The organism is Vibrio navarrensis, assembly GCF_015767675.1.
In the GTDB taxonomy this organism is placed as follows: domain Bacteria; phylum Pseudomonadota; class Gammaproteobacteria; order Enterobacterales; family Vibrionaceae; genus Vibrio.
On the sequence record NZ_CP065218.1, the window covers coordinates 786,579 to 813,220 of the forward strand.

Consider the following 26,642-nt stretch of genomic DNA (forward strand, 5'->3'; position numbering starts at 1 on the left):
GTACCCAAGTTCGAAGTGTGCTTATGGTAGCACAGGATCAAAAAAAGCCGCATCAGCGGCTTTTTCGTCAACAAATGGCGGTTTATCCTAGCTTGGATTCAAGGAATTTGAGGATCTCATCCATCGTTTGGTCATCTATTTTCTTTAGTGTCAGCGCCAAATTACTGCCCTTACGGCTGTAAGACGCGCGTCCTTTGATAAGCTCTGTCTTCTCTGCTTTGGCTTGAGGCTTAGTTGGTAGCAACTCAGACATCCACTGCTCAAGCGTTTCCGTCACTTCTTTGGTCAAACGCGCCACTCCCTGAGCCTGACTACGTTGCCAAACCAGCCCTTCTTCACTCAGACATTTATGCAAAAGCTGCGTTTGTTGCTCACTTGGCAAAGAGAAGTACTGTTTGTGCAGTTTTACGATCGTCGGGCGGCCAAGCTCGCTCACGTTTGGGTAAGCTTGCAGCAACTCCATAGGCAGCGAAGCCGCTTTGAGCGCGCCGCTAACCAATGCCTCACTACATTGGAACATTTTTGCCAGCGCTTTTTGATCTTCGGCTTCCCCTTTATCCAACTTCGCCTGCATCTCTTTGCCTTTCTCGTACAGCGAGAGTGGCTTGTGTGCATTAGCGACATCAGACAAAAATTTCGCCTGCTCGGCACTGATGTTATCGGCGACATAAATGAGGAAATCTTGCTTCGCGAGAATACAAGACATACGACGGCGACTACCATCGAGCACTTCGATCTTACCTTCAGCTGCACGACGACCGACCGCAGGGTATTGCTGCCCTCTCTCTTTGAGCGTACTTAAAACATCGGACAACGCGTGTTCGTTTAAAAATGCCTGTTCACGTGCATTTTCTGCAAACACGACCGTTTTCTGTTCCACCTCTTGAGCGGCAATACGCACCAATTCAAACGTGACGCTCTGCTCTCCCGCCACAGACAGTTCAATCACTTGTGCTTGTTCTTTCGCCGCAGTCTGCGCCTCTTGAGGTGTGGTGACTCGGCGCTTATCTGCTTTACCAAAGAGTTTGGCATTGAGTTCTGAAGTTCTGATTGCCATGACTTATTTATCCTTGATTCAGTGAAGACCAATGAGAATGAAGCACGCGCTCCAGTTCAAGCGCACTCTTTTGCACCGCATCTTGCGCCGTCGCTAGTGTCTTTTTGCCGCCTTCAAAGTCACCCGTGGTTAAATCAAATACCGTGCTGTAGGTATCGGCGCAGGTTTCAAAAGCGCGACTGCGAGGAATGGTCGCCATCATCACTTGGTCACCCAGTAAGTAGTTCATCTCAGTCAGTACCGAGACTTGCTTTTTATTGTCATCTTCAAACATGGTTGGCATAAGGCGGACAAACTCCAGCCCTTTCCAATCGTCTGGAAACATTTCGTACACGGTTGGCAAGTGCTGGAAGAAGTTGACTGTCGACGCCCAGTCCAAACGTTTCGCCGCACATGGGATCAACAGCGCATTCGATGCATACATCGCATTCCAAACAAGAGGATCGACGTGAGGACCGGTATCAATCATGATGACATCAAAATCATCAGCAATCTTATCGATCAGTTTTTCCTTGAGCAAACGAACGATATCAAGAGACTGATTTTGAGACAAATACTGCCAAGCTTCAGCGTTAAACATCGCATCTTCCGGGAACGCCGAAATGGTTTTTAGATTAGGATATTGCGTTGGTAAAAGCACATTGCGGTGCAAGAATTCACGATTAACCTCGACCTCTTCTGGAACATTGTCCAGCATGATATCAACCGCAGAATAGATATTATCGTGCTCAGCAATGCTGATTTGCGGATTGAGGAATAAACGCAGAGAGCCTTGCGGGTCTAAGTCAATAAGACAAATACGGTAACGTTTATCCAAATTCAACGCCAAGCAAGCGGCTAAATGCACAGCCGTCATCGACTTGCCCGTACCGCCCTTTTGGTTTTGCACATTGATAATCCACGGCTTGTTTCCGGTGCTGTTTTTACGCTGGTGAAACTTCGCCACGCCCGCGGCGTCCATCAACATGTGTGCTTCTTCTAAAGAGATCGAGTAATGGTTGGCGTTGTTTTTGGTAAACTGATGCCCTTCCGCTTCCATTTTGCTGATCGCATCATCCAACTTACGACGGGTTAAACCCGAACGAGTTTCCATTAATGCCTTAGACATTGGCGGAAAATAATCATCACTACGCTCTTCAAGCACAATCTCAATTCGGTCCGCCTGAACTTGTTGGGTTGATTCAGCCAACTTAATGAGATTCTCTATCGTTTGCTCTCTTTTCATTATCGATTCCTTAGAGAAATATCTTTCGCACGATTGTACAGCACTTTAATTCAAATACAACAAAAAGGTGAACGTTCATTTTGAAGAACAATCACATAAAAATGTTTTAATCACGTCATAATGATGTAAACAAGAGCGATAATGTGCTTGTGACTACAATGACTTTCATCAACCCTAACCGATTGCACTGAGACAAAACAAAAGAATTACAGTGTCACTAATTTACAATGTAAATGTTATCACTCATCGGAACGATTAGATAACACCTCTAAATTACGGCACTTGTCAAATTGATTAGTGAAACGAGCGAAAAAGCCGCTCTCATCGCAATCACGTGAAAGACTGAAACAAAGCGCGGAATCTCATCATGATCATGCTTCTGCAAAAGATCAGCGCGTTTTATATTTCATTTTGGACAAACTAGAATGGGAAAGATGATCAAGGAAGTCCGTTGATCATCTTTCCGTAAATAGTCTGGTTGACGAAACGATGATCATGGTAATGAAGATCGGTGAGGTCTACAGAAAGAGAGACGGCAGGAAGATCAATTCTGCGGAACCATGATCAAGTACCGTCATGCTCGGAAGCATGTAAATACTTCGCGAAACTACGGAAGAATGCCGATGGAATGGGGATTCAGGCAATCCCGTACGTTTCTGTAGTGCATCTGCCAGTCAAGACAAACGCATTACCTCTTTCACATCGCCATGATCATGCTTTCGTAAAGATTGCCCCAAGCCAATCACGCTCTATTGCCGTTGGAAAACGCACATTTTTTAGACCATAAGTCCGCACTGCTGTTATTCCCATCGTATATCGCCAATAAGTGCCATGCTTGATCATCGTTCCGTTATCATTTCAGCTTGCCAAACAGAGGCTACAAGCCTAATTTTTTCTTCTTGCTGTGGATAAATTGTTTACCGCGGATGATCATGCTTTCAATACTATGGTGATCATCGTTTCTTTTCTCTAATGATCATGTTTTCATAAACTTATGATCATGCTTTCTCACTAATGATGATCATATTTTCAACCTGGCGATGATCATAGTTCCTAACGGGGAAAATAAAAATACTTAAATTACAGCCACCTACAAGCACCTCCCGTCACAGATCATTAGATCATCTATATCAATAGGATCAAATAAATCAAAAAAGATCAGTTATTTAAAGACCGCTATTTTCTCTTTATTTATGATCTTTTTTTCATTATTCTCTTGGAACTATAGTGCTTTTACGGTCAACGCGATCTGGATCTAACATGACAACCGAAGAAAAAATACTGATCAAAGCTCCAAGGAGCCACAAAGACGGCCATCTGTTTGAAGTCAGTGCCTCGTCTGCAGATTGGGTTGAGCAATATCAGCATTTCAAAGGGGTAACGAAAAGTATTTTAGAATTGTTAAATTTGATCTCTTTGCGTGGATTTAGCAGTAAAGACGGACTGGTATCAACCACTGAAATTGTCGATGCTACCGATGGACAATTAACCCGAGCCGCACTACAGCAACGTTTACGAGCCGCGGTCAGCATCGGATTGTTTACCCAAACGCCAGTACGCTTTGAGGAGGGGCTTGCAGGCAAAACGATGCTGCATCGTTTCGTTAACCCGAACAAACTGATCTCGGTATTAGGCGCTGCCAGTTTAGTCACCGAAAAAGTAAAACAGAGTGAAAAAGAGAAACGTTCGAAAGCGTTAGCGCAAACTCAGGTCAATAAACGATTACTCAATGAACACGGCTTAAATACGCCGCCGAGTATGAAAGATGAAGCTGATCAATTCGTCGTTTCACCAACCAATTGGGCCGGGATCATTGACCAGGCACTCGCCCCCCCAAGGACTCGCAAAAGCTACCAGAAATCGATGGTTTCAATCTCCGGTACTCGAGCGGTGATTGAAACTCGCTCCTCGAAAAACATCATGACGGTGGACGATCTGATGACACTGTTTGCGTTGTTCACTTTGACGGTGCAATACCATGATCATCACAAAGAGGAATATCAGTTAGATGCCACCCACATTCCGAACAAGACACCACTCTATATCACGGATATTTTGTCGCTAAGAGGCAAAAAAGACAGTGGACCAGCGCGCGATTCTATCCGCGATAGTATTGATCGTATTGAGTTTACCGATTTTCAATTGCATGAACTGACCGGGCGTTGGCTGAGTGAGAATATGCCCGAAGGGTTTAAAAGCGATCGTTTTCGCTTTATAGCTCGCACCATTACGGCGTCTGAAGAGGCGCCTACAGAGGGCAGTGACGGTGAAATTCGCATTAAACCCAACCTATACATTTTAGTTTGGGAACCCTCGTTTTACGAGGAGCTACTGACTCGCGATTACTTTTTCCTCTTTCCACCAGAAATCTTGAAACAACATACTTTGGTGTTTCAGTTGTATTCGTTTTTCCGCAGTCGTATGGTTCGTCGCCACACGGATAGCATGCTGTTGACCGAGCTCAACCAAAAGTTGGCGCGCAATATTGAATGGCGCCGTTTCTCAATGGATCTGATCCGTGAGTTACGTCGGCTATCAGAAGGGAAGGGATCGGAAGATCTTTTTGTCGTTAACTTGTGGGGCTACCACCTGACCGTGGCGACGATCCAAGATAAAGACAAAGTGATCGACTACCAGATCGATATCAAATGTGATGTTGAAGAAGTGCTGCGTTACTCACGAGCTCGTACCACCAATGCGGGCAAACGCAATATGGCGCCGACGCTGCCTAATCCGCTACGCAACGAAATGGTTAGCAAGCAGAAGCTGGAGGAGCTATCAGGCATCATTGATGGTGAGTTTGAGCCGATCCAGCGCAAAGAGCGTTCTCCGAAAGGCAATTTGGGGCGCAGAGTGAAACTGCGTAAGCACTTAGTGGAGATCAATGCCGATGAGATCACTATTACGCTAACCAAATATACCTCTCCAGAGGCCCTAGAACGCAGTATAACGGCGTTATCAGCGATGACAGGGCATCCGTATGTTTCTATCAAAGAAGAGTGTCAGGAGCTGTTAGAGAAGCTGGATTACATTCGCGTCGATGAGCATGTTTTACCATATGAAGCGCTCAGTAAAGTCGTGGAGCTGTACAACAGCCAGACGGAGAACAAACATTTGTCGATTGAGCGTTTGATTGCTGGCCTTGCCGTGCGGCGAAAAGTGTGTCGCCAAGTGTTTGAGGGCCATCTGGATGACACTGTGTTCCGCGCGCTAGACGAAGTGGCCGTTTGACTTTCCAGCGCAGCATCTTATTCACTGGGCGGATGTGAAGCCGCCCAGGTCAAATAATCTTACATTATCCTAAATATCAGAGAGTTAACTATATTGGGTTGAGTTCACATTGGCGATCTGTCAGCAATAGTTTACGTACTATAAAATAAGCAACTAGTTGCTTATTTTATCACAGCAATTATGTTTTTATCGAGACCTACAACCGATAAGGACATCTAATGAGAAACATTCTACGCAACGTCATATTGGCTTCATCGTTTTGCACCGCTTCCGTGGCTTATGCGCAAGTGGATCTGCCGGTGATCGCCGATCACATACCATTTACTCACTCCTCTGCATTCAAGTCGATCAATCCGCTGGTGGTTCAACATCCCGGCGCACAGTTTATTAAGATCCACTTTAAAACGCTGATCTTACCGCCAGGAAGTTCGATCCGCCTGACCTCAAAAGAGGGAACCGAGGTGCTGGAGTATACGCAAAGTCAAGAGAATTGGTTCGCTCAATCGATTTTCGGTGAACAGGTTACCGTTGAGTTGCTGCCTAACCAAGCGGGTGAAGTCGGTGAGTTCGACATTGACTATTTTACCGCTGGTCATCAGGCTGGAATGACAGCGTCTACGGGTGATAGCACATTCTCCACTTGCGGAATCAATGAGCGTCGGGACGTCGCTTGCTGGCAAGAGAGCCATGCTGACAAAGTGGCGTGGTCAAGCCCGGTGGCTCGGCTACTGATCAACGGGCGTAGCCTCTGTACCGCTTGGCGTGTTGGCCCTGACAATACACTCTTTACCAACAACCATTGTGTAAGCACGGCATCTGAGTTGAAAAACACCGAAGTTTGGTTCAACTATCAACGCAGCAGTTGTAACGGATCCTTGGCAACAACGGTGAAAGTGATGGGTAATGAGCTGCTGCGCACAGACTACACCTTGGACTACACCCTGTTTAGTGTTGATGACTTTGCCAAGATTGCAGCCTTTGGTTACTTAGGCTTGGATGCCAATGAGCCAGTCTATGGTGATGGCATCTATATTCCGCAACATGGCGCTGGCAATCCGAAAGAGCTCGCGATTGAAAGCGATCAAAATGGGTCCGGTTTGTGCCAAATTGATATCGCTTCAACCAATGGCCGAGGCACCAACACCGATACCGGTTATTTCTGCGATACCATCGGTGGATCATCGGGTTCTCCAGTATTGAACGCGGCCAATAACAAGGCGATTGCGCTCCATCATTTTGGTGGCTGTGAAAATCAAGGGGTCAAAATGAGCCGGATTTGGCCGCAAGTGGCCATGTACTTCAACAACACTTTGCCTGAGGGGTCCGTTGATCCAACCGTGCCAACCATTGAAGAACTCATCCCTGGTTCTGCGCGCACTGATCTGGCTTTGAATAAAGGGGAAGAGAAGAGGTTTGTTGTCAAGGCGCAAAATAGGATTTCAGCGCTGACAGTGGCGATTCAATTTGGCGCGGGTGATGCCGACTTATACGTACGGTCAGGCGCACAACCCACCACGAGCGTCTATGATTGCCGGCCTTTTCGTTCAGGCAACAATGAGTCTTGCTCTGTGCCTGCTGTGGGGGAAGATCTTTACATCATGGTGAGAGCTTACAGTCACTTCTCTGGGGTGATGTTGAATGCAACCCAAGAGTAAAAAGCCTCTGTTTATCCGGCGAAGGGTATTCATGTACGTAAATATTAACCAATGCAATAATTTGTATATTGATTGAATTCAGACCGAACGTTAACAATCTACTGACATTTAAATCGTTCGCCAAAGCTACTATGGCTTCGAATAGACAACCTTTTGTCCTTTCTGATGATTAATAGATTGGCTCATATTGTTACATTCATTCTGAATAGATTTCGCGAGTTCACTGAACTCGCTTTTTTTTGTCTTGCGAAAAGTATTACGCATGATCGACTTGATGTTTAGCGATTTCAAAGTCTTCCAGACTGCGGTTTCTGATGATGGGCATGACTCACTGATAGGCTGTACTGGTCTAACTGTCTATAAGATTGATGGTTTAGGCTAGTGTTATCATTGATATAATCGATAACCCAGACTTTGGATAGAGCTCCCCTACGTGACGGCTTCTCCACGTCTGCTCAACGCATCATGGCAGTAGTCGATGTCTTTCCAATCTCCGTACGGATTTATTCCTCCACCGCGATTTGACAGAGTTTATCGAGCAAATATCGATTCAGAAGGAACAAGGGCCAGAAAACATCAGGCACGGTAAAAGTCATGTGCATCCAACGACAATTAGGTAGACGCTCTACCTGTTGGGTTATCCAGTTATCGGTGGATTTTTTACCGCAGCAGGAGCAAGCGCGGCTGGAGCACGTAAACCAAATGTTTTTAGTATGGTAGCAGTCGTCGTTTTCACAATGCAGAGTTTTACCGCCCAAGGTGGATTTGCCGCCGGCGAGCATTTTAGCGACTTCAGAGATTTCAACATCACGAAGAGGATGATCGGTAGAGACCAAGTGTTGCCAGGCTTTGTTGTATTCAAAGAGAAAGTTAAGAGGTCGAGGTTGGTAGAGTGTATTGACAGAAGTGCGAGCGGCCATAGTCAGTAAAGATTATCGGAGCGGTATTGCCGCGAATGCAGAGCCTGATTATACGTCTAAACCTACCCACCCCGTGCCCAATTGCAGCGTAGCTGCTCTGTTCCACCCAAAGCCGAAATGACTATTCAGTGTGGTTCAATGTTCAAACTTTGCAACAGAACCGCAGGAATCAAGCGTCTACCAAGGTGATTCTAGGGAGAATGGCAACCTATCGACCTGACCATCATAACCCCATTTCAATGGCCTTAGTCTAACTGCTTGGTAGGCCCCGGGCCTTACAATACCCTCGAGTTCAGATAGATAACCAACTTTCATACCTCCTCCACCCATCCTACCGATATGTAAGCAGTTCCTCACACTCATGCCTTGGTATTGTTGAACACTCGTAAAGACACCTAGTAGACTAGGAACGCCTCCAAATTCTGAAGTAGCAACCTCAGCAAAGTCCTTTGCGATACTGGGAGTCAAGGAAAAATAAAACCCTTTCCCTCCCGACAACCCCCCATTGATATTCATTTTTCCTAAGTTTAATCCGCCTTCTATTCCTTGATCTAGGAAATGACTTGAAGTCCCATGAAAACCTACAAGTGTGTCACCTGTTGTTTTTGAGATCTTTAGCCCGCTCTCAAGATCCAAAGCATCGAGTAGAGAGTTGTTATAGAGAGCACTAAAACGCCTTCCTGCCGTGACCGCACCTTTCCCACTCAATCCTTTAGTTTTGGCCCTTGCAATCCTTTGACTCGCAGCTGACAGTGATTTCCCCAACTTGCCCACTCCCTGCCCCATTCCAAAGGTGCCCAGACCGACAACGGCGCCGATAATGGTATTGATTCCTGCTTGCTTAACGGGGACCCCTGCGGCAACATTCAAGCCAAAATCCGCACTACCGGAAACCGCGATATCAGCGATCGCTAGGCCAACCTGAACACTGGTCTTCGCTCCCTGGGCTGCTGCACCAAATCCGCCACTAATAAAACCAATAGCGGCACCAATGCCAACTTGCTTCCAGTCAAATTTATGTTCAGGATTGATAGCGCATTGAATTCCCTCACTTACAGCAGATAAAGCGCCTCCCACCAGAGCACCAATAATGGCTCCGATTAACAAACTGAGCAGAGCAAAGTGACCACTGGGATCGTGGCGATTTACTGGATCACCCAGACAATAGGCATATCCGTTGGTCCCACCTTTGCCAAAAGGGCTTAGGCTATCTTGAGCATGGAAGCGCATTAGTGTGGGGTTATACATCCGGTAACCATTGCCTAGTGCATAGAGTTTCGTCACAGGATCTTGACGAACCCCATTAAATCCAACGGGATTCTGGCAGATAGGGCCGATTTTTCCATAAGAAAACTCGGAGGATGATGTGTATGCGATAGGTAATGTAACAGACGTAACCACCAAGGCGGATAGATGACCTGTTTGCTTCAAAAACTGTCTTCGGTTAGGTTGGAAAGAAGAATTGCTCATATTATTAACTGAATTGTTAATTGTGTTACTGACAAAGTAAATAGAGTTTTAATAGAATGGAACTCTCTGTTTACTCCATGGCGTTGTTGCCTAAATCTGTTGAATTTTTTCCAAACCCTGCGATCTGATCCTTTGTGATGGTTAGAACGGTCGGTGGTGACATGGGTAAAGCGAAAAAGAAAATAACTAATTGGGTGGGGCTTTGTTGCAATACTCGACCTCTCCGTCTTTTGACGGATCTCAGGTGTAGCGGTAGCTTTGGGGCATGCCAAGCGATGTAAATCGGTTCAACACGCCGCAGACGATCATCATCTCCATCTTTTGGTTGGAGATTTTTCTGGCATGCAGTTGGTTACCAAAGGGTCGATTGTTTCTAAAAATCAATGAAGGGCTTTTCTCGCCCTCGCGAGGAAAGTTCTTCGTTGATTGTCGCAGCTCGCCTGTACGAGTGAGAATAAGAACTTGAATATCTAAAGATATTCTTAAAGATCTAGAAAGATCCTCAAAACTATACCAGTTGACCATTCCCTAGAGGTTGTGACTGTAAACTCATTTGGTAAAAATTTCCGAGTCGAGCTGCACAATAACTACCGGTTACATGCCCACCGAGATGTGCTTGATCATTTCCCTATTTATTGCCATTTCACTTGATCATGCTTTCGAGATTCATTCCAGCAGAGGGCGTTCAACAGCTTCACGTGGCATTCGATAATCTCATGAGCTTGCATTAACCACTGTTGTCCTTCCTGCTGATTGCAAAACTCCAAGCTCAGCACAGTGAGATGTTGTAGTCGTTTGACACACCAGTCGCGGATCTCAATATCGGTGCGAACATCGCTCGCCACCTGTTCTAGTTTGCTCGATATGTACAGCAAATAGCCCAATGCCCTCTCGGGATGGGTGCTACGAGAGGCTTGAAACAGCCGCAGGCAACCGTCTAACCAGCATGCGATCGCTTTACTTTGCTCATCACTGAGGTGAGGACCAAACACGGCAGGCGGTGCAGAAAAGAGCATTGATTTCAACGCATCACATTGATCATGCTTTTGTGACTGATACCAATGGGAAATATCGGCTAGCCAGAGAGTCAGTTCCATTGCCCGTTCTACCTCTGATTGAATCTTGAGGGTTGTTTATACCATTGAGTCTGGTTGATGTTTGAAGGATTGACCAGTCGTAAGCATGGATGTGAGCGCAAGTGTGTTGGTCTAAATCAGAGCGTTTGAATGAGAAGGTTGAAAGAGAAATGAGAGCTTGATCTCCCTGATTTTTTCAGGGTCAATTTTTTAAATCTACTGGGCGATAGGGAATTTAGCAAAAGGTAAATGACGGTTTTATAATTTAGTTGATGGAAGAGTGGGAATGGTCACATTTCCCTACTGTTTTACTTAATTCAGCAAATCGGGTTTGCTATACATCAATTGTCAAAACATGGTGTGTTCGGAGGTAATATGTCCATTAATTCAATAAACCATGACGAGATAGCAGATATGGCTCATAAGTGGGAAGTTTCGGAAGAGGAAGTCGCGCTGAGACCAGAAAAACAAGTGAAATCTGCAGAAGCGAGACGCCGCATTGAAGCGCTGAGAGAGATCCGTGAAAGCGGTCTGAGTATCGAGGAAGCAAAAGAATTAGGACTGCTTCACTAACGCAACTGTGTGATCTAACGAACTCAATGGAGAGGGTGGCCGCTAGCCACCCTTTGTGTTTTTTGGCAAGCAGACGAGTGTTTTTCGGGACGACTTGCTAAACCAGCGCCCTCAATTTATCTTCTGTAAAAAGCGGGCGCTGTGTTATATTTCGCGACTCGTTGTCCTTAAAGGTGGCGATTTCCTCACTAAGAGGGGCTCCTTATAACAACCAAATACGTACCGATGTAGAACTTCAGGAGATTTTCATGTCGTTTAATCTTTCACTGTTGGCACCGGATGAAAAGAACAAAGTTGAGTTAGATAAGCAGGCTTCGTTCTTGGTCTGGAGAATGAAAGAAGCGAAATGTGGTCCAGAGGCTATCATTGAGCGTGCCAATAAAATCACTGATCCGCGCGAAAAGGCATTTTTTGAGCAATCGATCGAAAAATACAAGAGAGTGATGAGAGTAGCTTGAGCTCCTATTTCTCGTGGAGCGAGAATTGAATTGATCTCGCTTTTTGCTAAAATCCTTCGCGTTAAAAATGTAATGTAGAGAGACATCCCGATGGGAAGAAGTTTTGAAGTGCGCAAAGCCTCAATGGCGAAAACAGCAGGCGCAAAAATTAAAGTTTACTCCAAATACGGTAAAGAAATTTACATGTGTGCGAAAAACGGTGGTATTGACCCAGACATGAACCTGTCTCTACGTCACTTGATCACTAAAGCGAAAAAAGATCAGGTTCCATCGCACGTTATCGAAAAAGCGCTTGATAAAGCCAGCGGTGGTGGCGGTGAAGATTACCAACCAGCACGTTATGAAGGTTTTGGCCCAGGTGGTGTCAGCGTGATCGTTGACTGTCTAACAGACAACGGCAACCGTACTTTCCAAGACGTTCGCCAATGTTTCGTGAAAACGGGCGCTAAAATTGGTACTCCAGGCGTGGTTGCTCACATGTTCGACCATCAAGCGGTTTTCCAGTTCAAAGGCGAAGACGAAGAAGCGATTCTTGAAGCGCTGATGATGGCCGATTGTGATGTGACTGACATCGAACTTGAAGACGGTGTGATCACGATTTACGCACCAAACACCGAGTTTTTCAAAGTGAAAACCGCGTTGAACACCGAGTACCCTGATCTGGTTATCGATGTTGAAGAGATCACTTTCGTTCCGCAAAACTACACGGCGGTTGCGGGCGAAGATGCTGAGAAATTCCAGAAATTCCTCGACATGCTGGATGACTGTGATGACGTTCAGCAGGTTTACCACAACGCTGAACTGTAATGAAAAAAAAACCGAGCTGTTCGAAGCTCGGTTTTTTTATACCTCGACGTTATTGCACGCCTCGATTTTTCACGCTCGCATTGACTTTTCTGATTGAAGCCTTGCTGACGAAAGTGGCGCAACCGCAATTTCGCCATCGCCATTAAGCTCTCCCGTTTATCCTCTCTGTTGACCGTTTATCGCGCCTCGATGCGTTTGGTCGCATGCTCCTGCAAGAGGTAAATGGGCCCGATATGCTGACATCATCAAACCAACAGAAGGATAACGGTGATGATGTTGCTAAAGAAAAAAACGCTGCTCTCTGGTCTCTTAATCGCGACGTCGCTATGGACGGCACAGGCGCTTGCCAACCCCGATCAAGCGTTGATCAACCAGTATAATCTTGCCGCACAAGGCGAAACGGCACTGGTCGACTCCGTATTCGGTCAACTGAACCGCTTGATTGAACAAGAGGGTGCAACGCCTCTGTCTCTGGTCTACCTTGGCAGTACGCAAACCTTGCAAGGCCGAGATGCCTTCTTACCGTGGAACAAAATGAAGTTCACCGAGCAGGGGCTTTCGACCATTAATAAAGGCTTGGCGCTGCTGCACACTTTACCTTCCTCTCTCGAAAAGCAAGAACGAATTCAGGGATTGCCAGAAAGCTATTTAGTACGTGCGATGGCGGCCGCCACCTTCACAGCGCTGCCGGACATGTTTAATCACTTTGAACGCGGCTACGACTTGTACCTCAATTTGCTTGATGAACCGGGCTTCGTTGAGCAGCCGTTTGCAGCCTCCTCATGGATTTACCGCCACGCGGTGCAGGCGGCATTGCGAGCGGAAGACATTAAACAAGCGAAAGCATGGCTCAGTGAGATGGAACAGCGCGACAAAGCCAATTTAGACACCCAATCGGCATTGGCGCAAGTGGACGCTAAAGGGTAGGGGAAGCAAGATGATTGAATTTAGCCAACTTGAGCGCCACTACCTTTTAGGGAGTCACAGTGTCCCCGCACTGCGTGGCGTGAGCGGGTATATCGCACAAGGGGAAATGGTTGCGTTATGCGGCCCATCTGGCTCGGGCAAAAGCACCTTGCTCAATATTTTGGGCATGCTGGATATGGACTATCGAGGTGAGGTGACTTTTCAAGGCGCTTGTTATCCTCGCCATGCGTTGCAAGCCGCCAAAATGCGTCGTGAGCAACTGGGGTTTATCTTCCAAAAATTTAATCTCGTGCCGGTTATGACGGCACTGGAAAACGTTGCCTATCCACTGCAATTAAATGGCCTTCACAAAGCAGAGCGCGAACGCATTGCGACAGAGATGTTGCTGCAGGTTGGCCTTGAAGCGTATCTGCATGCCATGCCGGACAATTTGTCCGGAGGCCAGCAGCAGCGCGTTGCCATTGCACGTGCTTTGGTGCACCGACCTGCCCTGGTGATTGCCGATGAGCCAACGGCCAGCCTCGACAGCCAAACCGCTAATCGGGTGATTGATATCATGAAGCAGTTAGGTCATGAGTGGCGCACGACCTTTATTGTCGCCACACATGACGCGCGTATGGCGTCGCGCTGCGATCGGACCATTGAGCTGCTAGACGGCCAGCTCAGCCAGTATCACGGCGAGCAGGAGGTGATCTCATGGGCAAGTTAATCGCACGCTGTTTGCCTGATTCGCTACGTATTGCGTTGCTCAATTTGCAGCGCAATCGTCGTCGCAGCGCACTCTCAGCCAGCATTATCGCCATCGCGGTGTTTGCGCTTGGCAGCGCGGGCGGTTTTGGCCTGTACACCTACGACAGCCTCAAAGAGTCAACCGCTAGAGATACCGGTCATTTGACCATCAGTACCCCTGGCTACTTCGAGAAAGAAGAAGAGATGCCGCTGAGCAACGGTTTAAGCAATGCCGACTCTTTGATGCGCGATCTGATGGGGCTGGAAGTGGTCCGTGGCGTGCAGCCGCGCATCGACTTTACCGGACTGGTGTCGAACGGCAGCAAGTCGACCATTTTTGCTGGTATTGGCGTTAATGAGCGCGAGTTTGATATGAAAGGGCCGTTTTTGGATGTGCGCCAAGGGAAAACCTTGTCTGATCCAAGCTCTGCACGCTATGACCCGAGCGAACCGGAAGTGATGTTGGCGACCGATCTGGCGCGCAACTTACACGTCAGTGTCGGAGATTGGGTGACATTGCTGGCCACCACCACCGATGGTGCGCTCAACGCGTACGATTTCAAAGTTCGCGGCATCTACTCAACAGGTGTCCCTGAGCTGGATAAACGTCAGTTGTATCTGCACATTGACAGCGCGCAATCGCTGCTGGGTAGCGACAAAGTGAGCACTCTCTCCGTGTTTCTGTTTGAGACGGCGAAAACCGAGCAAGTCCGGCAAATATTGACCAAACGCCTCGCCAGCCAAGAACAAGCATTGCAGATCACCCCTTGGCAAGAGCGGGCTTTTTTCTACCTCAAAGTGAAAGATCTTTATGATCGCATTTTCGGCATCATGGGCGCGGTGATGGCGCTGGTGGTGTTTGTCGCACTGTTTAATACCATGACCATGTCGGTGACCGAACGCACGCGAGAAATTGGCACCTTGTCGGCGCTGGGTAGCTATCCCAATGAAATTATTGGTGGCTTTTTACGTGAAGCGGGATTAATCGGCCTGATTGGCAGTGTGGTCGGTGCGCTGGCTTGCGCTGCGCTTTGTGCTCTTTTGATGGTGGTGGATGTGCAGATGCCGCCACCGCCGGGGCGTACCGATGGCTATCCGCTCTCCATCTACTTCTCTTGGCCGTTGGTGTTGAGTGCAACACTCGGCGTGGTGGGGATCTGTCTCCTTGCCGCTTATCTTTCCGCCCGCAAAGGGGTGAAAAAACCGATCACGGAGGCGCTAATTTATGTCTAATTTCACCGTATTTTCATCGCGAATTTTGCTCGGCCTAGCGCTTGTTGCCCCAACCAGTATGGCCGCCACCGCGCCATCGCCTAAACAAGTGGCGCAAATGCTTCAGCGCGCCGACGACTATCGACTGAAAGAAGACGCTGCGCGAGTGATTTCACTGGTCAGTCTCTATCAAGCTGGAGAACTGGATAAAACCCGCGAGTATCACGTATACACTCGTTCTAACCGCGAATCTCTGGTGATCTTCAAATCGGCGGTTGAAGCGGGGCAGAAGATGCTGATGCTACAAGATAACTACTGGTTGCAAATGCCGAAAAGCCGCCGTCCGATCCGCATTACGCCGATGCAAAAACTGCTTGGCGAAGCCTCGGTGGGCGACATTTCGACCCTGACTTGGAGTGACGATTATCAAGGCCAGTGGCAAGCGCAAGAGACACTTACTTTGCCTGAGGGCCAATCGCTGAACACGCACAAGTTGACCTTAACTGCGCTCACCAGCGGCGCCAGCTATCAGCATATCGACCTTTGGATCGCGCAAAAGGATGACTTTCCCATCAAAGCGGATCTCTATCTGCGCTCCGGGAAGCTCGCGAAGCAAGCGTGGTTTGAGCGTGGCGATCGGCAAGGCGTTAGCCGCGTTGTCTCAATGACCTTGCTTGACCGCATCCAGCCCGCGAAAAAAACCGTGATTGAGTATCAAGACATTCAGCCATGGGCTTTGGAGGATAAGTTTTACAACCCGAGCTACCTCATCAAAGCGGATGTCAGCCAATGGTAGCGCTGATGCACAAACAGGGGTCAATGCGCTGGTCTCGTACTTGGTTTGCTCTTGCGCTGCTCAGTTGTGCTACGCCGAGTGTTGCAGGGCTAAGCACGGTTTGGGATTGGGCACTCAGTTACGAAACGGCAACGCCACGTGAAAGCGCCTTTGTCGCGGCGCAAGCGAGTCATCGCGCTGCTCTTAACGGCATGTTGGATTTGCAGCTTGATTATGGCAGTGAGTACGGTACTTGGACTTCGCTTTGGACGCTCTACAGTCAGGGTTTGTATCTTGATGATGGCCATCAATCTACATGGTGGCAGGAGCGAGATTCGGATCTGATTGTTCGTGAGCTCGCTTGGCAAGGTGAATTGACGATTTACGATCTACCACTGGATGTCAGTGTCGGCAAATTGCGCCTCGATTGGGGGATGGGTTACGGCTATCGGCCACTGGATCTGTTTCGTCCTTATCGGCAGAACCCGATCAGCTTGGTGGCCGAAGAGGGCACGGGCGTGGTGTCGTTGTCGCATTTTGACTTAGACGGAGAATGGACTTGGCTGGCGACGGATTCGAGCTGGACGCGTGCCACACAAACGGCGCTGGATAAAGCCAGTGAGCAGCGTGGTTCTGGTATCCGTCGTTACTGGTTAAATGAGCAAAGTGAGTATCAATGGATTGGCTACTACGATGACGTACGCCGCGGGTTGCTTGCAGCCAGTTTGCGCTCCGTGTGGTCGGATTCTCTGGCTTGGCATGCCTCTGCCGTTTGGCAGCGGAAAAGCGTCGGCTATCAACTCCCGACGACGCTCTACACAGCGCCGTACGTTGCAGAGCAAGGCCATGCGCTGCAGGCTTTGGTGGGGCTGAACTGGGCCAGTCAAGACGGCCACAACCTGATTGGTGAATACTGGTACGACAGTCGATCTTGGTCGAATGATGAGTGGCAACAGGCCCTTGAGCGAGCAGAAAGCCTAAAAACAGTGACACAAACGGCAGGATTAGCCGCCAGCTATCAGCAAGGCTTTCAACATGCCAACTTAGTACAGCATAACCTGATGCTGCATTGGCGTTGGGATCTGCAAGCTTGGATGATGTGGAATGAACTTGCCTGGCCTACCTGGCTTTCGGATGTCACGCCAACGCTGGATCTGCTTTTCTCGCCGCAAGATGGCGGGGTGATTGCCACTCAGTGGCTACGTTATCAGTGGCTCGACACGGGGGCGCAAAGCGTTGAAGTGGAATTTGCCGCACGCTTTTTGACGGGGAATGGGGATTCTGTGTACGCGCATCTCCCCGACCAGCATATGATGGTTTTTAATCTCAAAGGGAGGTTTTAATGTTTGTCGCTAATGTTGCTAATGAAAACAGTTGGCAGAAAAGTTTCATCGTGACATCGCTTTTCTGCCTGTTCGTCTCTCTGTTGACCCTGTCGGTGTGGGGCGGGCCATACTATATCCATCTGTTCATCAGCGTAGGGTTTGGTTATTCAGCGCTGTTTTTTTCTTGGCTGATTGTACATCTGTTCCCTGAGGTACCTCGCCGGGCGGAAGTATTGCTCTCACTCACCGCTTGCTTGCTGTTTGGCATTCTCAATGCCCGTTTTTGGGTGAGTGACTACATGGGGATGTCGGATATGGTGCCCGTTGGCTTGATGGGATTGCTTTTCAGTGGCATGTGCTATTTTTATTTTCACTCTAAAGAGCAGCAAATGAGAGCGTTGCACGAACTAGAAGTGATCAAAAGAGAAAAAGCAGAGCAAGAACGGGCGCTGCTGCTCAGTCAGCTCAAACAAATGCAGAGCCAAATTGAGCCGCATTTTCTTTTCAATACGCTGGCTAACATCAGCGCTTTAATGTCGCAAGACATCGATAAAGCGCGGCTGATGCTGGAAAGTTTAACCGCCATGATGCGTGCGACGCTGAGCAATTGCCGTGAAGAACACACCACGATTGCCGATGAAGTCGCGCTGATTGAGGCGTACCTCGCCATCCAACATATCCGTTTGGGTGATCGGCTGCGCTATCGAATCCAGGTAGATCCCGGTTTAGAGCACGTCAGCATTCCGCCGTTGATGCTGCAACCTTTGGTTGAGAACGCTATTTTGCATGGGATTGAACCGCTCAAAACGGGCGGCGAGATTGAGGTGACGATCGACACGTTCAATCAGGCATTGCAGATTTGCGTAAAAGACACCGGGGCCGGGCTCGGTTCAAGTTCGACGCATGTTGGCTCAGGTGTTGGATTGAATAACCTTAAGCTGCGGGTAGAGACTTTGTTTGCTGGGCGTGGTCAGGTCAGCATCGTTGAGAACAAGCCGCAAGGTGTGATTGTACGCTTGAGCTGGCCGTTAGCGTTGGCAGAGAAAAAAGAGTAGGAAAAACAAGATGCAAGATAGCTATCGTGCGATCATCGTGGATGATGAGCCGCTGCTGCGACACCATTTGAACAAAAGCCTCGCCGATGTGTGGCCAACGCTGGAGATAGTCGCGTTAGCTGAAGATGGCGAACAAGCGTTGCAGGCTATTGGGCTGCATCAACCGGATGTGGTGTTTCTCGACATTCGTATGCCGGTGATGGATGGGTTACAAGTCGCCAAACAATTGCACGGCAAACAAGGCGCGCCGTTGGTGGTGTTTATCACCGCGTACGATGATTACGCGATTCGCGCTTTTGAACAAAATGCCGTGGATTATCTCCTCAAGCCAATTTCGGCGGCGAGATTGCAAAAGAGTTGTCAGCGGGTTGAGCAGCGGTTGCAAGAGCGAGCGGGGCAAGCGCAAAGTGATCCCTCGCTCTCTGCCTTGTTGAGCCAACTGCAGCAGCTCTCGACACCATTACGCACACCGCCGCATTTGCAGTGGATCAAGGCACAACTGGCCGAAGAGATCCATCTGATTGCGGTTTCGGATGTGCTCTATTTTAAAGCGGAAGAGAAGTACGTCTCCGTTTTCGCCGCGCAAGGGGGGGAGGCGATGCAAGAGTATTTGATTCGCACTTCGTTAAAAGAGTTGCTGGCACAGCTCGACCCAGATCAGTTCTGGCAAATCCATCGTTCTTGCGTAGTGCAGGTGAGTAAAATTGATAAGGTGAAGAAGGACTTTAGCGGACATATGTTTGTGCATATCGGCAAAACGCAACTGCCGGTAAGCCGCGCATCACAAAGTCTGTTTAAAGGGATGTAACTGTGGTGTTTACAGTGTAAATCGGGCAGCCAATGGGCTGCCCGAACTTTACATGCACCGTTAGCTTATACGGTGAATCGACCGACCAAGTCATACAGCTCATGGGCTTTGTGGTTCAAGCTCTGACTGCCCGCTCGGTTTTGGTTCGCCAGATCGGCAGATTGGCTGCTTTGATCGGAGATGACCACAATCCGTTGGGAGATTTCCTGTCCGACAATGCTCTGTTCCTCGGTCGCGGTAGCGATTAGCGAGTTCATATCCATGATCGTGCCAATCGAGGATTTGATCTTAAGCAGTGCTTCTGCGGCCGCATTGGCCTCTTTAACGGTATGTTCACCACGGGCTTGGCTGGCATCCATCGCTTTCACTGCCGCATCGGAAGCGGACTTGAGCTGATTAATCATCTGATGGATCTCGCCGGTACTGTCTTGAGTGCGGCTGGCTAATTTACGCACTTCATCGGCCACCACGGCAAAACCGCGTCCTTGCTCGCCAGCCCGCGCCGCCTCAATGGCCGCGTTCAGCGCCAGCAGGTTGGTTTGCTCGGCAATGTCTTGAATCACTTCCAGCGACGACGAGATGTTTTTCACGTCATCTTCTAAACGGGAAATAACCTGATTGGCTTTGGAGACTTCACCCGCCAGATCGCGCACCGAAGTGGCCGCTGAGTTGACGATGGTTTGTGCTTCGTTGGCATTGTCTTCCGCGTCGCGAGCGGCTTGTGCTGCTTGGTTAGCGTTGTTTGATATTTCGGTCGCCGTGGTAGTCATCTCAGTCATTGCTGTGGCCACTTGCTCGGTTTCTTCCCGCTGGCCAGTGGCGATTTCATCAACTTGGGTTGCACGCCCTGTCATGTTGTTGGTTTCGCTGACGACCTCTTGCCCAACTTCACTGACGCGGCGAATGATGTTCTGCAAACTGGCAACAAACTGGTTAAAGTTTTTGCCCAGTTGCGTGAACTCAGGAACGGTGAACGGTTCCATACGCGCGGTTAAATCAGCATCACCACTGGCAAACGAGCGGATCGATTGGTCAAACAGCTCCAACGGTCGCATGATGCTGCGGTTAACAAACACGGCGAAAATGACCACCAGCACAGCGATAACCACACAGAACAGGCCGATTGCCGTGAGTGTGTCTTGCAAAGCTTGATGGGCATTTTCCTTCATCGCGTTAACGGTGGCATCAATATCGTCAGTGTAGAAACCGGTGCCAATCATCAGATCCCATTGTGGAATGTACAGCGAGTAACTGAGCTTAGGCAGTGGCGTGTTTTGCCCAGGTTTGGGGAAATAGTAGGTGGTGAACTGACCTTGTTTGGCGTTCTTTAAAAGATCTTTAATCAAGTAGTTGCCTTTCTGATCTTGCAAATTCAGAAAGTTTTCGCCTACTCCTTTCTCGCTTTTACCGAGAAAAACCCGTGTCCCTTTGGAGTCATAACCAAAGATGTAACCGGAGTCACCGTACTGCATCTCTTTTAAAATCGGCAGCGCTTCAGAGAGCGGGGCGTTTTTCTTTAATAGCGGTTGAACAGCGGATTCAGCCATTTGTATGTAGTTTTTTAGTTCCTCTTGCTTCATGCGCATCATGTTCTCGTGGGTAACACTGAACTGCTGCTCATTAAACGCGACGGTTTTGAGATAGGTAAACCACATCATGCCCAATGCAATGGTGACAACCGGCACTATTGACAAAATGTAGAGTCTTTTTCTTATGGTCAAACTCATTGCTACTTTCCTTGCTTAATCGGCTTATATCGTGACAACTTAGCGTTGATAGATGGTGTAATAGTTATGTGTTAAGCGTAGCCAAATCTGACTGTTCAGACTGTGAAATCTGAAAGTTTTGTGGCTGAAAAATGAAGTTATTGCCGTAATTTTGCTTTTTGTCATTTTTTTAGCCGCACATTTTAAGCGTTCGGTTGCTTATTGTTGGGCTGTCACGGTAGCGATGCTTACTTCCACTGGTGTACGAAATGATATGTGAGATATTGTTTAAGCGGCCTTTTGTTTTTGTACTGATATTGTTTTCTTTTCTGGTTTTTATCGATGATTTTTCTGATTAAATTGGCTGTTTAAGCTAAGTTCGGACATTTTCTTCGAATTATGCTATAGTTTTCGACCTATTGATTTGGTGCGAGAATCAGCATCGCAATGATTCGATGGTTTGGCCGTTGATAGGCTCTGTTTGACCAACTCAATAGCAACGGATTTTGAACGCCAGTACGCGCGTAAGGCTTTTGCACCTCATCGAGGAAAGTGAGATGTGCAGTTTGCCGACACTTCTAGGAGCTAGAGATAGCTCCTTTTGCATTTTGGAAGCTTGCAGAGGGTGTTTGAGACATCACCCGATGATCGTCTTCCTGTCTGAGCCTAACCAGATGGCTTGTCTCTGTTGTTGCTAACCATGCGCTGTGGCGAGGTTAGTTCGACGCCTTAAACACAATGCAGCACTGACGTTCAAAAGTAACAACAACACTCTGACATCAAGGAAGATAAAGAGTCTGAGATGAAGAGGTTGTATGAATCATCTAATTACCGTCGGCGCGCTGGAATCATTTTTAGTGGCGATTAGCGTCCTGTTTCTCGGCCATTTTATTAATGCAAAATTGCCCGTGTTGCGAAAGTTCAACATTCCAGAACCTATCGTGGGTGGGTTGATTGTGGCTTGCGCCATTACCGCGCTGCACTTTCATGGCGTGGATTTGCAGTTTGATTTGCCCTTGCAAAACACCTTTATGTTAATGTTTTTTGCCACTGTGGGGCTGGCGGCGAACTATACGCAGTTGCTCAAAGGTGGTGCGAAAGTGCTGCTCTTTTTAGCCATTGCTTCCGTGTACATCGTGATTCAAAACGGAGTTGGCGTAGCGTTAGCCAGCGCGCTAGGTCTGGAGCCATTAATGGGCCTGATTGCGGGCTCGATTACCCTCTCTGGCGGGCATGGCACGGGCGCGGCGTGGTCGCAAACCTTCACCGATCTGTATGGCATTGAAAATACGCTAGAAATCGCAATGGCGTCAGCGACATTTGGCCTGATTATCGGCGGCTTGATCGGTAGCCCAGTGGCGCAGCGTTTGGTCGATAAACATCAGTTAGAGTCGGAGTACGGGCGCGGTTCGAAAACTCACGAAAAGTTTCCCGAGCTGGTGACCTACAACGAAAACGAAGAAGACAAAGTAACCGCCAAAAAGGTGATTGAGAAGCTATTTTTTCTGCTGATCTGCGTCACTGGTGCTAAATACGTAGAGCAGTGGGTGAGTGCGTATCAAATCAAATGGCTGATGATTCCCGATTTCGTCTATGCGCTGTTTATTGGTGTGATCATCACCAACTTGCTGGAAGTGAGCAAAATTCGTAAATTGGACGCAGAAACCATCGATATGCTGGGCACGGTATCACTGTCTTTATTTTTGGCGATGGCGCTGATGAGCCTAAAACTGTGGAACATTTTTGATCTGGCGATTCCATTTCTGCTCATTCTCGCGGTTCAGTCGCTTGTGCTGGCGCTGTTTACTTACTCCGTGACGTTTCGAGTGATGGGGCGCAATTACGATGCAGCGGTGATGGCCGGAGGGCACTGTGGTTTTGGCTTGGGAGCGACTCCCACTGCGGTGATGAATATGGGCTCGATTGTCAATCGTTTTGGCCCGTCGCCTCAGGCGTTTATGGTGGTGCCGATTGTTGGGGCGTTTTTTATCGACATCGTCAATTTACTCATCCTGCAAGGGTTTATCTCGTTTATCAAATAGCCATTCATGTTAAAAACAAGGAGCTTTCGGGCTCCTTTTTTCTTATCTGATGATAATTAATTGAGGTTATTTGTCTTAAATTCTCTTTGGGTGAGAATGAGATGGGCATGACTCAGTGACATTCCTGACGATGACGGCACACTGCCTGTTTGAAAAATCGTTGTCTGTATGGACAACAACGAGCAACAAAAGGGGTGTTATGAACAATGTTGTCTCTGTTGGCCCGCTAGCGTCTTTTCTCGTGGCGATTGGTGTGCTGTTTCTTGGTGGCTTGATAAATGGCCGTTTTCCTCTTCTGAAAAAATTCAATATTCCTGAACCGATCGTGGGTGGCTTAGTGGTGGCGACGGTGATGACCTTGCTGCACTTTCGTGGCACGACACTCAACTTCGACCTGCCGCTGCAAAAAACCTTAATGCTGATGTTTTTCGCAACGGTTGGTTTGGCGGCAAACTATAGCCAGTTACTCAAAGGAGGCGTGAAAGTTGTGCTCTTTTTGGCGATCGCCTCGCTCTACATTGTGATTCAAAATGGCATTGGCGTCTCACTGGCAAGCTTGTTGGGGCTCGATCCGCTGATGGGCTTGATTGCAGGATCGATCACCTTGTCTGGTGGTCATGGTACAGGCGCGGCGTGGTCGCAAACCCTCACCGAGATTTATGGGATTGAAAATACGTTGGAGATTGCCATGGCATCGGCGACCTTTGGTTTAGTGGTAGGCGGGATCTTAGGCAGCCCACTGGCGCAGCGCCTGATTGATAAACATCAGTTGGAATCGCAATATGGGCGTGGACCACAAGCGCATCAACGCTTCCCTGAGCTTGTTACCTACAACCAGTATGAAGAAGACAAAGTGACGGCGCAGAAAGTGATTGAAAGCTTGGCGTTGATTCTGCTGTGTGTTTTGGGTGCTCGCTATCTGGAGCAGTGGCTCAGTGCCTTGGCTATCCGCTGGCTGATGATCCCCGATTTTGTCTATGCCTTGCTGATTGGCGTTGTGGTCACAAATTTGCTTGAAGTTACCCGAGTGAGAAAATTGGAAGCGGAGACGGTGGACATCATCGGCACCGTCTCATTGTCACTGTTTTTGGCTATGGCGTTGATGAGTTTGAAACTGTGGAATATTTTTGATTTAGCGCTGCCGTTTTTACTCATTCTTACGGTGCAATCTTTCGCCATGGCGCTGTTTGCCTATGGCGTGACGTATCGCTTGATGGGGCGCGGTTACGACAGCGCGGTGATTGCCAGCGGCCATTGCGGCTTTGGCCTCGGCGCGACGCCAACAGCGGTGATGAACATGGGGACCATCGTCAATCGTTTTGGCCCTTCTCCACAGGCATTTCTGGTGGTGCCGATTGTTGGCGCTTTTTTTATCGACTTAATGAACATGATCATCTTACAGGGGTTTATTTCCCTGCTTGGCTAAGCCTTTGACTTGGGAGCGTGAGCTCCCTTTTCTTTATAAAACAGCGAACTATCTGATTCAGCCATCTTCTATTACAATGGTTTTGCAACCGTTTGCACTGTTTTGCTGGCGGCATAAAGAGGAAAGGTAAACCGAGGGCAGCATGATGAGCGAAAAAATTTCCACCACGGCGTTGGCCAAAATGCGCAACATGGATGCTCCGATGTTGTTTAGCGATCTCAAACGTGCTGGTTACATTAGCCGCGTGGGTGATAAATGGATCTTAACGGAACTCGGCGCTCGTTTTGGCGGAGAGTATGTCGATCACCCCAAGTTCGGTCAATTCATTGTGTGGCCTGCCAATTTACACATCGAATTGGCCAATACTCAAGGCAAGCTGCTTAGTGCCACTGAACTGGGAGCAGCGTGGCAACTCAATGCGAAAAAAATCAACCAATTGTTGAGTGAACTGGGTTGGATGTTTAAATCAGAGCAAGGTTGGCAGTTAACCGAATCTGGGATCCGTGCTGGCGGCAAACAAAAAGGCGATGGCAGCGAGCACCCTTTCTACGTGCTGTGGCACGATTCTCTGCTGCGTCACAAGCGTTTGCGTCAATCGGTGGTGGAATTTTTAGGTCAAGACGCACAGACGCAGTCCACCGATCGCTCGCTGTCGAATTTTCGGCAGAAATTTGAGGCCAAACACCGCACTTTAGATGGCCACTATGTCCGCTCGAAAGGTGAGCTGTTGATTGATAATTGGTTGTACATGGCGGGTGTCGTGCACGCTTATGAAAGACAACTGCCGATAGAAGAAGAGGTGATGAGCGATTTCTACTTGCCTGCGGGCAAGGTCTATCTGCAATTTTGGGGTTCAGACAACAGTGTAACGGCGGACAGCATCAGAGAAAAAACCAGAGCCATCTACCAAGCACACCATTTTAATCTGATCGAAATTGAGCCTGAAGAGGTGGATAAATTGGATGACGTGCTGCCAGCTAGGCTGCGTCAGTTTGGTATCAAAGCCTACTGAAAAAGAGCCAATAAAAATCCCGCGTTTGATGCGGGATTTTTATTGCAAATTGAAACGCCGCGAGTGCGATTAGAAGCCTTCGATGTTCTTCGCTTCTAGCTCAGAGAAGTATTTCACGGTTTTTACTTTGAGCTCTTGGGTCGATGGTGCGTCACACACAATCACCGATTTTGGATGCAATTGCAGTGCAGACACGGTCCATAGGTGGTTAACACTGCCTTCAACAGCCGCTTCCAGTGCAAGCGCTTTGTTGTGGCCTGTGACTAGTATCATGATCTCATGAGAATCGAGCAAGGTGCCTACGCCGATGGTCAGCGCGTATTTTGGTACTTGATTGATATCGCCATCGAAGAAACGTGAGTTGGCAATACGCGTGTCTTCGGTCAGCGTTTTGATGCGAGTACGAGATGACAGAGAGGACGCTGGCTCGTTGAAGGCAATATGACCGTCGTTACCCACGCCGCCCATAAACAGATTGATCTTGCCGTAAGACTTGATCTTATCTTCGTAGCGTTGGCATTCGACTTCGTGATCTTCAGCGTTGCCGTTGAGCAGGTTGATGTTTTCTTCCTGGATATCCACGTGATTGAAGAAGTTGTTGTACATGAACGAGCGGTAAGATTCTGGGTGCTGTGGATCGAGGCCCACGTACTCGTCCATATTGAAAGTGACCACGTGTTTAAAGCTCACTTCTCCTGCTTTGTATAGTTCGATCAGTGCTTTATAAGTCGCGAGTGGAGTGCCGCCAGTTGGCAGGCCAAGCACAAACGGACGCTCTGCCGTTGGGTTGAAATCATTGATGCGTTTAGCAATGTGCGCCGCTGCCCACTTACCAACTTGTGCCGCGGTTTGTAACGGGATAAGTCTCATTTTTCGCCCCTAGATATTGGAAATTTTGTTATGCTGAAACATTATTTTGCATTATAAAATAAGTTTTCTGGGTCTGCCATTGTTTTAGGTCAAAATTTCACAACTTTTGTTTTTCTACGTTACATTTCGCTGAGTTAGTGGCGATTTTGTCCATTTTGTGACCGAAGAATGTCACTGGTGGACGAGCGAAGTTGGCATGTGTTCTCTAGGATGAAGGGATAAATTTACCACTTGAATTAAGTGAACTTTTGATGGGCTTCATGTTTCGCCATTGGCTAAATTT

At 48.2% G+C, this 26,642-nt stretch carries 22 protein-coding genes; 15 read left to right on the plus strand and 7 right to left on the minus strand.

The genetic code is table 11. The features are described from left to right. Window positions 1–82: 82 nt before the first annotated feature. Together I3X05_RS20140 and I3X05_RS20145 are read right to left on the minus strand one after the other, a co-directional pair. Window positions 83–1,057, minus strand: coding sequence for a ParB/RepB/Spo0J family partition protein (locus tag I3X05_RS20140; RefSeq protein WP_337971214.1), 975 nt, complete (start codon window positions 1,055–1,057; stop codon window positions 83–85). 7 nt (window positions 1,058–1,064) lie between these two features. Beyond that, window positions 1,065–2,282, minus strand: a complete 1,218-nt coding sequence (locus tag I3X05_RS20145) for an AAA family ATPase (protein WP_039426622.1) — start codon at window positions 2,280–2,282, stop codon at window positions 1,065–1,067. 1,260 nt (window positions 2,283–3,542) lie between these two features. On the opposite strand from I3X05_RS20145, the gene I3X05_RS20150 reads away from it, so the two are divergent. Continuing rightward, the gene (locus I3X05_RS20150; protein ID WP_045571412.1) at window positions 3,543–5,513 is read left to right on the plus strand and encodes a replication initiator protein RctB domain-containing protein; all 1,971 of its coding nucleotides are present in this window, start codon (window positions 3,543–3,545) and stop codon (window positions 5,511–5,513) included. Between the two features lie 218 nt (window positions 5,514–5,731). Next, window positions 5,732–7,168 carry a serine protease gene (locus I3X05_RS20155; protein WP_193157500.1) on the plus strand — a complete coding sequence of 479 codons (1,437 nt, stop codon included), beginning with the start codon at window positions 5,732–5,734 and terminating at the stop codon, window positions 7,166–7,168. Between the two features lie 503 nt (window positions 7,169–7,671). Here I3X05_RS20155 and I3X05_RS20160 read toward each other — a convergent pair. From I3X05_RS20160 to I3X05_RS20170, 3 genes are all read right to left on the minus strand, one after another. After that, complete coding sequence (locus I3X05_RS20160) at window positions 7,672–8,088, minus strand: transposase zinc-binding domain-containing protein (RefSeq protein ID WP_082069740.1); 417 nt, start codon at window positions 8,086–8,088, stop codon at window positions 7,672–7,674. Window positions 8,089–8,265: 177 nt separating this feature from the next. Beyond that, window positions 8,266–9,558 (minus strand): RHS repeat-associated core domain-containing protein, encoded by a 1,293-nt coding sequence (locus tag I3X05_RS20165; protein ID WP_082069739.1) that lies wholly within the window; start codon window positions 9,556–9,558, stop codon window positions 8,266–8,268. A gap of 632 nt (window positions 9,559–10,190) precedes the next feature. Further along, window positions 10,191–10,655 carry a hypothetical protein gene (locus I3X05_RS20170; protein WP_045571409.1) on the minus strand — a complete coding sequence of 155 codons (465 nt, stop codon included), beginning with the start codon at window positions 10,653–10,655 and terminating at the stop codon, window positions 10,191–10,193. 354 nt (window positions 10,656–11,009) lie between these two features. On the opposite strand from I3X05_RS20170, the gene I3X05_RS20175 reads away from it, so the two are divergent. From I3X05_RS20175 to I3X05_RS20220, 10 genes are all read left to right on the plus strand, one after another. Further along, window positions 11,010–11,207, plus strand: a complete 198-nt coding sequence (locus I3X05_RS20175) for a PA3496 family putative envelope integrity protein (protein WP_045571408.1) — start codon at window positions 11,010–11,012, stop codon at window positions 11,205–11,207. 248 nt (window positions 11,208–11,455) lie between these two features. Next, complete coding sequence (locus I3X05_RS20180) at window positions 11,456–11,665, plus strand: DUF3283 family protein (protein WP_045571407.1); 210 nt, start codon at window positions 11,456–11,458, stop codon at window positions 11,663–11,665. A gap of 90 nt (window positions 11,666–11,755) precedes the next feature. Then, the gene (locus I3X05_RS20185) at window positions 11,756–12,472 is read left to right on the plus strand and encodes a YebC/PmpR family DNA-binding transcriptional regulator (RefSeq protein WP_045571406.1); all 717 of its coding nucleotides are present in this window, start codon (window positions 11,756–11,758) and stop codon (window positions 12,470–12,472) included. Between the two features lie 273 nt (window positions 12,473–12,745). Then, the gene (locus I3X05_RS20190; protein WP_045571442.1) at window positions 12,746–13,399 is read left to right on the plus strand and encodes a hypothetical protein; all 654 of its coding nucleotides are present in this window, start codon (window positions 12,746–12,748) and stop codon (window positions 13,397–13,399) included. 10 nt (window positions 13,400–13,409) lie between these two features. Beyond that, window positions 13,410–14,108, plus strand: a complete 699-nt coding sequence (locus tag I3X05_RS20195) for an ABC transporter ATP-binding protein (protein WP_045571405.1) — start codon at window positions 13,410–13,412, stop codon at window positions 14,106–14,108. Continuing rightward, on the plus strand, window positions 14,096–15,361 hold the full coding sequence (locus I3X05_RS20200; RefSeq protein WP_045571404.1) for an ABC transporter permease: 1,266 nt from the start codon (window positions 14,096–14,098) through the stop codon (window positions 15,359–15,361). Before I3X05_RS20195 ends, I3X05_RS20200 begins: the two co-directional genes overlap by 13 nt. Then, entirely contained in the window at window positions 15,354–16,136 is a 783-nt protein-coding gene (locus I3X05_RS20205; RefSeq protein ID WP_045571403.1) for an outer membrane lipoprotein-sorting protein, read from the plus strand. The genes I3X05_RS20200 and I3X05_RS20205 overlap by 8 nt, the downstream gene beginning before the upstream one ends. Then, window positions 16,130–17,458, plus strand: coding sequence for a hypothetical protein (locus I3X05_RS20210; protein WP_045571402.1), 1,329 nt, complete (start codon window positions 16,130–16,132; stop codon window positions 17,456–17,458). Before I3X05_RS20205 ends, I3X05_RS20210 begins: the two co-directional genes overlap by 7 nt. Next, the gene (locus tag I3X05_RS20215) at window positions 17,458–18,495 is read left to right on the plus strand and encodes a sensor histidine kinase (protein ID WP_045571401.1); all 1,038 of its coding nucleotides are present in this window, start codon (window positions 17,458–17,460) and stop codon (window positions 18,493–18,495) included. Before I3X05_RS20210 ends, I3X05_RS20215 begins: the two co-directional genes overlap by 1 nt. A 10-nt stretch (window positions 18,496–18,505) precedes the next feature. Then, window positions 18,506–19,303, plus strand: a complete 798-nt coding sequence (locus I3X05_RS20220) for a LytR/AlgR family response regulator transcription factor (RefSeq protein WP_045571400.1) — start codon at window positions 18,506–18,508, stop codon at window positions 19,301–19,303. Window positions 19,304–19,368: 65 nt separating this feature from the next. On the opposite strand, the gene I3X05_RS20225 is transcribed toward I3X05_RS20220, so the two are convergent. Further along, complete coding sequence (locus tag I3X05_RS20225) at window positions 19,369–21,030, minus strand: methyl-accepting chemotaxis protein (protein WP_045571399.1); 1,662 nt, start codon at window positions 21,028–21,030, stop codon at window positions 19,369–19,371. A gap of 794 nt (window positions 21,031–21,824) precedes the next feature. Here I3X05_RS20225 and gltS (I3X05_RS20230) point away from each other — a divergent pair. From gltS (I3X05_RS20230) to I3X05_RS20240, 3 genes are all read left to right on the plus strand, one after another. Beyond that, on the plus strand, window positions 21,825–23,051 hold the full coding sequence (gltS, locus tag I3X05_RS20230) for a sodium/glutamate symporter (RefSeq protein ID WP_045571398.1): 1,227 nt from the start codon (window positions 21,825–21,827) through the stop codon (window positions 23,049–23,051). Window positions 23,052–23,250: 199 nt separating this feature from the next. Continuing rightward, complete coding sequence (gltS, locus tag I3X05_RS20235; protein WP_045571397.1) at window positions 23,251–24,477, plus strand: sodium/glutamate symporter; 1,227 nt, start codon at window positions 23,251–23,253, stop codon at window positions 24,475–24,477. Window positions 24,478–24,622: 145 nt separating this feature from the next. Then, complete coding sequence (locus I3X05_RS20240) at window positions 24,623–25,489, plus strand: hypothetical protein (RefSeq protein WP_045571441.1); 867 nt, start codon at window positions 24,623–24,625, stop codon at window positions 25,487–25,489. A 69-nt stretch (window positions 25,490–25,558) separates the two neighbouring features. On the opposite strand, the gene nagB is transcribed toward I3X05_RS20240, so the two are convergent. After that, complete coding sequence (nagB, locus tag I3X05_RS20245; protein ID WP_039426665.1) at window positions 25,559–26,359, minus strand: glucosamine-6-phosphate deaminase; 801 nt, start codon at window positions 26,357–26,359, stop codon at window positions 25,559–25,561. Window positions 26,360–26,642 lie beyond the last annotated feature (283 nt).

Excerpts from the sequence above, each read along its gene's own strand:
- I3X05_RS20175 (WP_045571408.1), top strand. The coding sequence starts at position 11,010 with ATGTCCATTAATTCAATAAACCATGACGAGATAGCAGATATGGCTCAT.
- gltS (WP_045571398.1), top strand. The coding sequence starts at position 21,825 with ATGAATCATCTAATTACCGTCGGCGCGCTGGAATCATTTTTAGTGGCG.
- I3X05_RS20195 (WP_045571405.1), top strand. The coding sequence starts at position 13,410 with ATGATTGAATTTAGCCAACTTGAGCGCCACTACCTTTTAGGGAGTCAC.
- I3X05_RS20160 (WP_082069740.1), bottom strand. The coding sequence starts at position 8,088 with ATGGCCGCTCGCACTTCTGTCAATACACTCTACCAACCTCGACCTCTT.
- I3X05_RS20210 (WP_045571402.1), top strand. The coding sequence starts at position 16,130 with ATGGTAGCGCTGATGCACAAACAGGGGTCAATGCGCTGGTCTCGTACT.
- I3X05_RS20165 (WP_082069739.1), bottom strand. The coding sequence starts at position 9,558 with ATGAGCAATTCTTCTTTCCAACCTAACCGAAGACAGTTTTTGAAGCAA.
- I3X05_RS20140 (WP_337971214.1), bottom strand. The coding sequence starts at position 1,057 with ATGGCAATCAGAACTTCAGAACTCAATGCCAAACTCTTTGGTAAAGCA.
- I3X05_RS20240 (WP_045571441.1), top strand. The coding sequence starts at position 24,623 with ATGAGCGAAAAAATTTCCACCACGGCGTTGGCCAAAATGCGCAACATG.
- I3X05_RS20220 (WP_045571400.1), top strand. The coding sequence starts at position 18,506 with ATGCAAGATAGCTATCGTGCGATCATCGTGGATGATGAGCCGCTGCTG.
- I3X05_RS20205 (WP_045571403.1), top strand. The coding sequence starts at position 15,354 with ATGTCTAATTTCACCGTATTTTCATCGCGAATTTTGCTCGGCCTAGCG.
- I3X05_RS20200 (WP_045571404.1), top strand. The coding sequence starts at position 14,096 with ATGGGCAAGTTAATCGCACGCTGTTTGCCTGATTCGCTACGTATTGCG.
- I3X05_RS20190 (WP_045571442.1), top strand. The coding sequence starts at position 12,746 with ATGTTGCTAAAGAAAAAAACGCTGCTCTCTGGTCTCTTAATCGCGACG.
- I3X05_RS20155 (WP_193157500.1), top strand. The coding sequence starts at position 5,732 with ATGAGAAACATTCTACGCAACGTCATATTGGCTTCATCGTTTTGCACC.
- I3X05_RS20170 (WP_045571409.1), bottom strand. The coding sequence starts at position 10,655 with ATGGAACTGACTCTCTGGCTAGCCGATATTTCCCATTGGTATCAGTCA.
- I3X05_RS20185 (WP_045571406.1), top strand. The coding sequence starts at position 11,756 with ATGGGAAGAAGTTTTGAAGTGCGCAAAGCCTCAATGGCGAAAACAGCA.
- I3X05_RS20150 (WP_045571412.1), top strand. The coding sequence starts at position 3,543 with ATGACAACCGAAGAAAAAATACTGATCAAAGCTCCAAGGAGCCACAAA.
- I3X05_RS20225 (WP_045571399.1), bottom strand. The coding sequence starts at position 21,030 with ATGAGTTTGACCATAAGAAAAAGACTCTACATTTTGTCAATAGTGCCG.
- I3X05_RS20180 (WP_045571407.1), top strand. The coding sequence starts at position 11,456 with ATGTCGTTTAATCTTTCACTGTTGGCACCGGATGAAAAGAACAAAGTT.
- I3X05_RS20215 (WP_045571401.1), top strand. The coding sequence starts at position 17,458 with ATGTTTGTCGCTAATGTTGCTAATGAAAACAGTTGGCAGAAAAGTTTC.
- gltS (WP_045571397.1), top strand. The coding sequence starts at position 23,251 with ATGAACAATGTTGTCTCTGTTGGCCCGCTAGCGTCTTTTCTCGTGGCG.
- nagB (WP_039426665.1), bottom strand. The coding sequence starts at position 26,359 with ATGAGACTTATCCCGTTACAAACCGCGGCACAAGTTGGTAAGTGGGCA.
- I3X05_RS20145 (WP_039426622.1), bottom strand. The coding sequence starts at position 2,282 with ATGAAAAGAGAGCAAACGATAGAGAATCTCATTAAGTTGGCTGAATCA.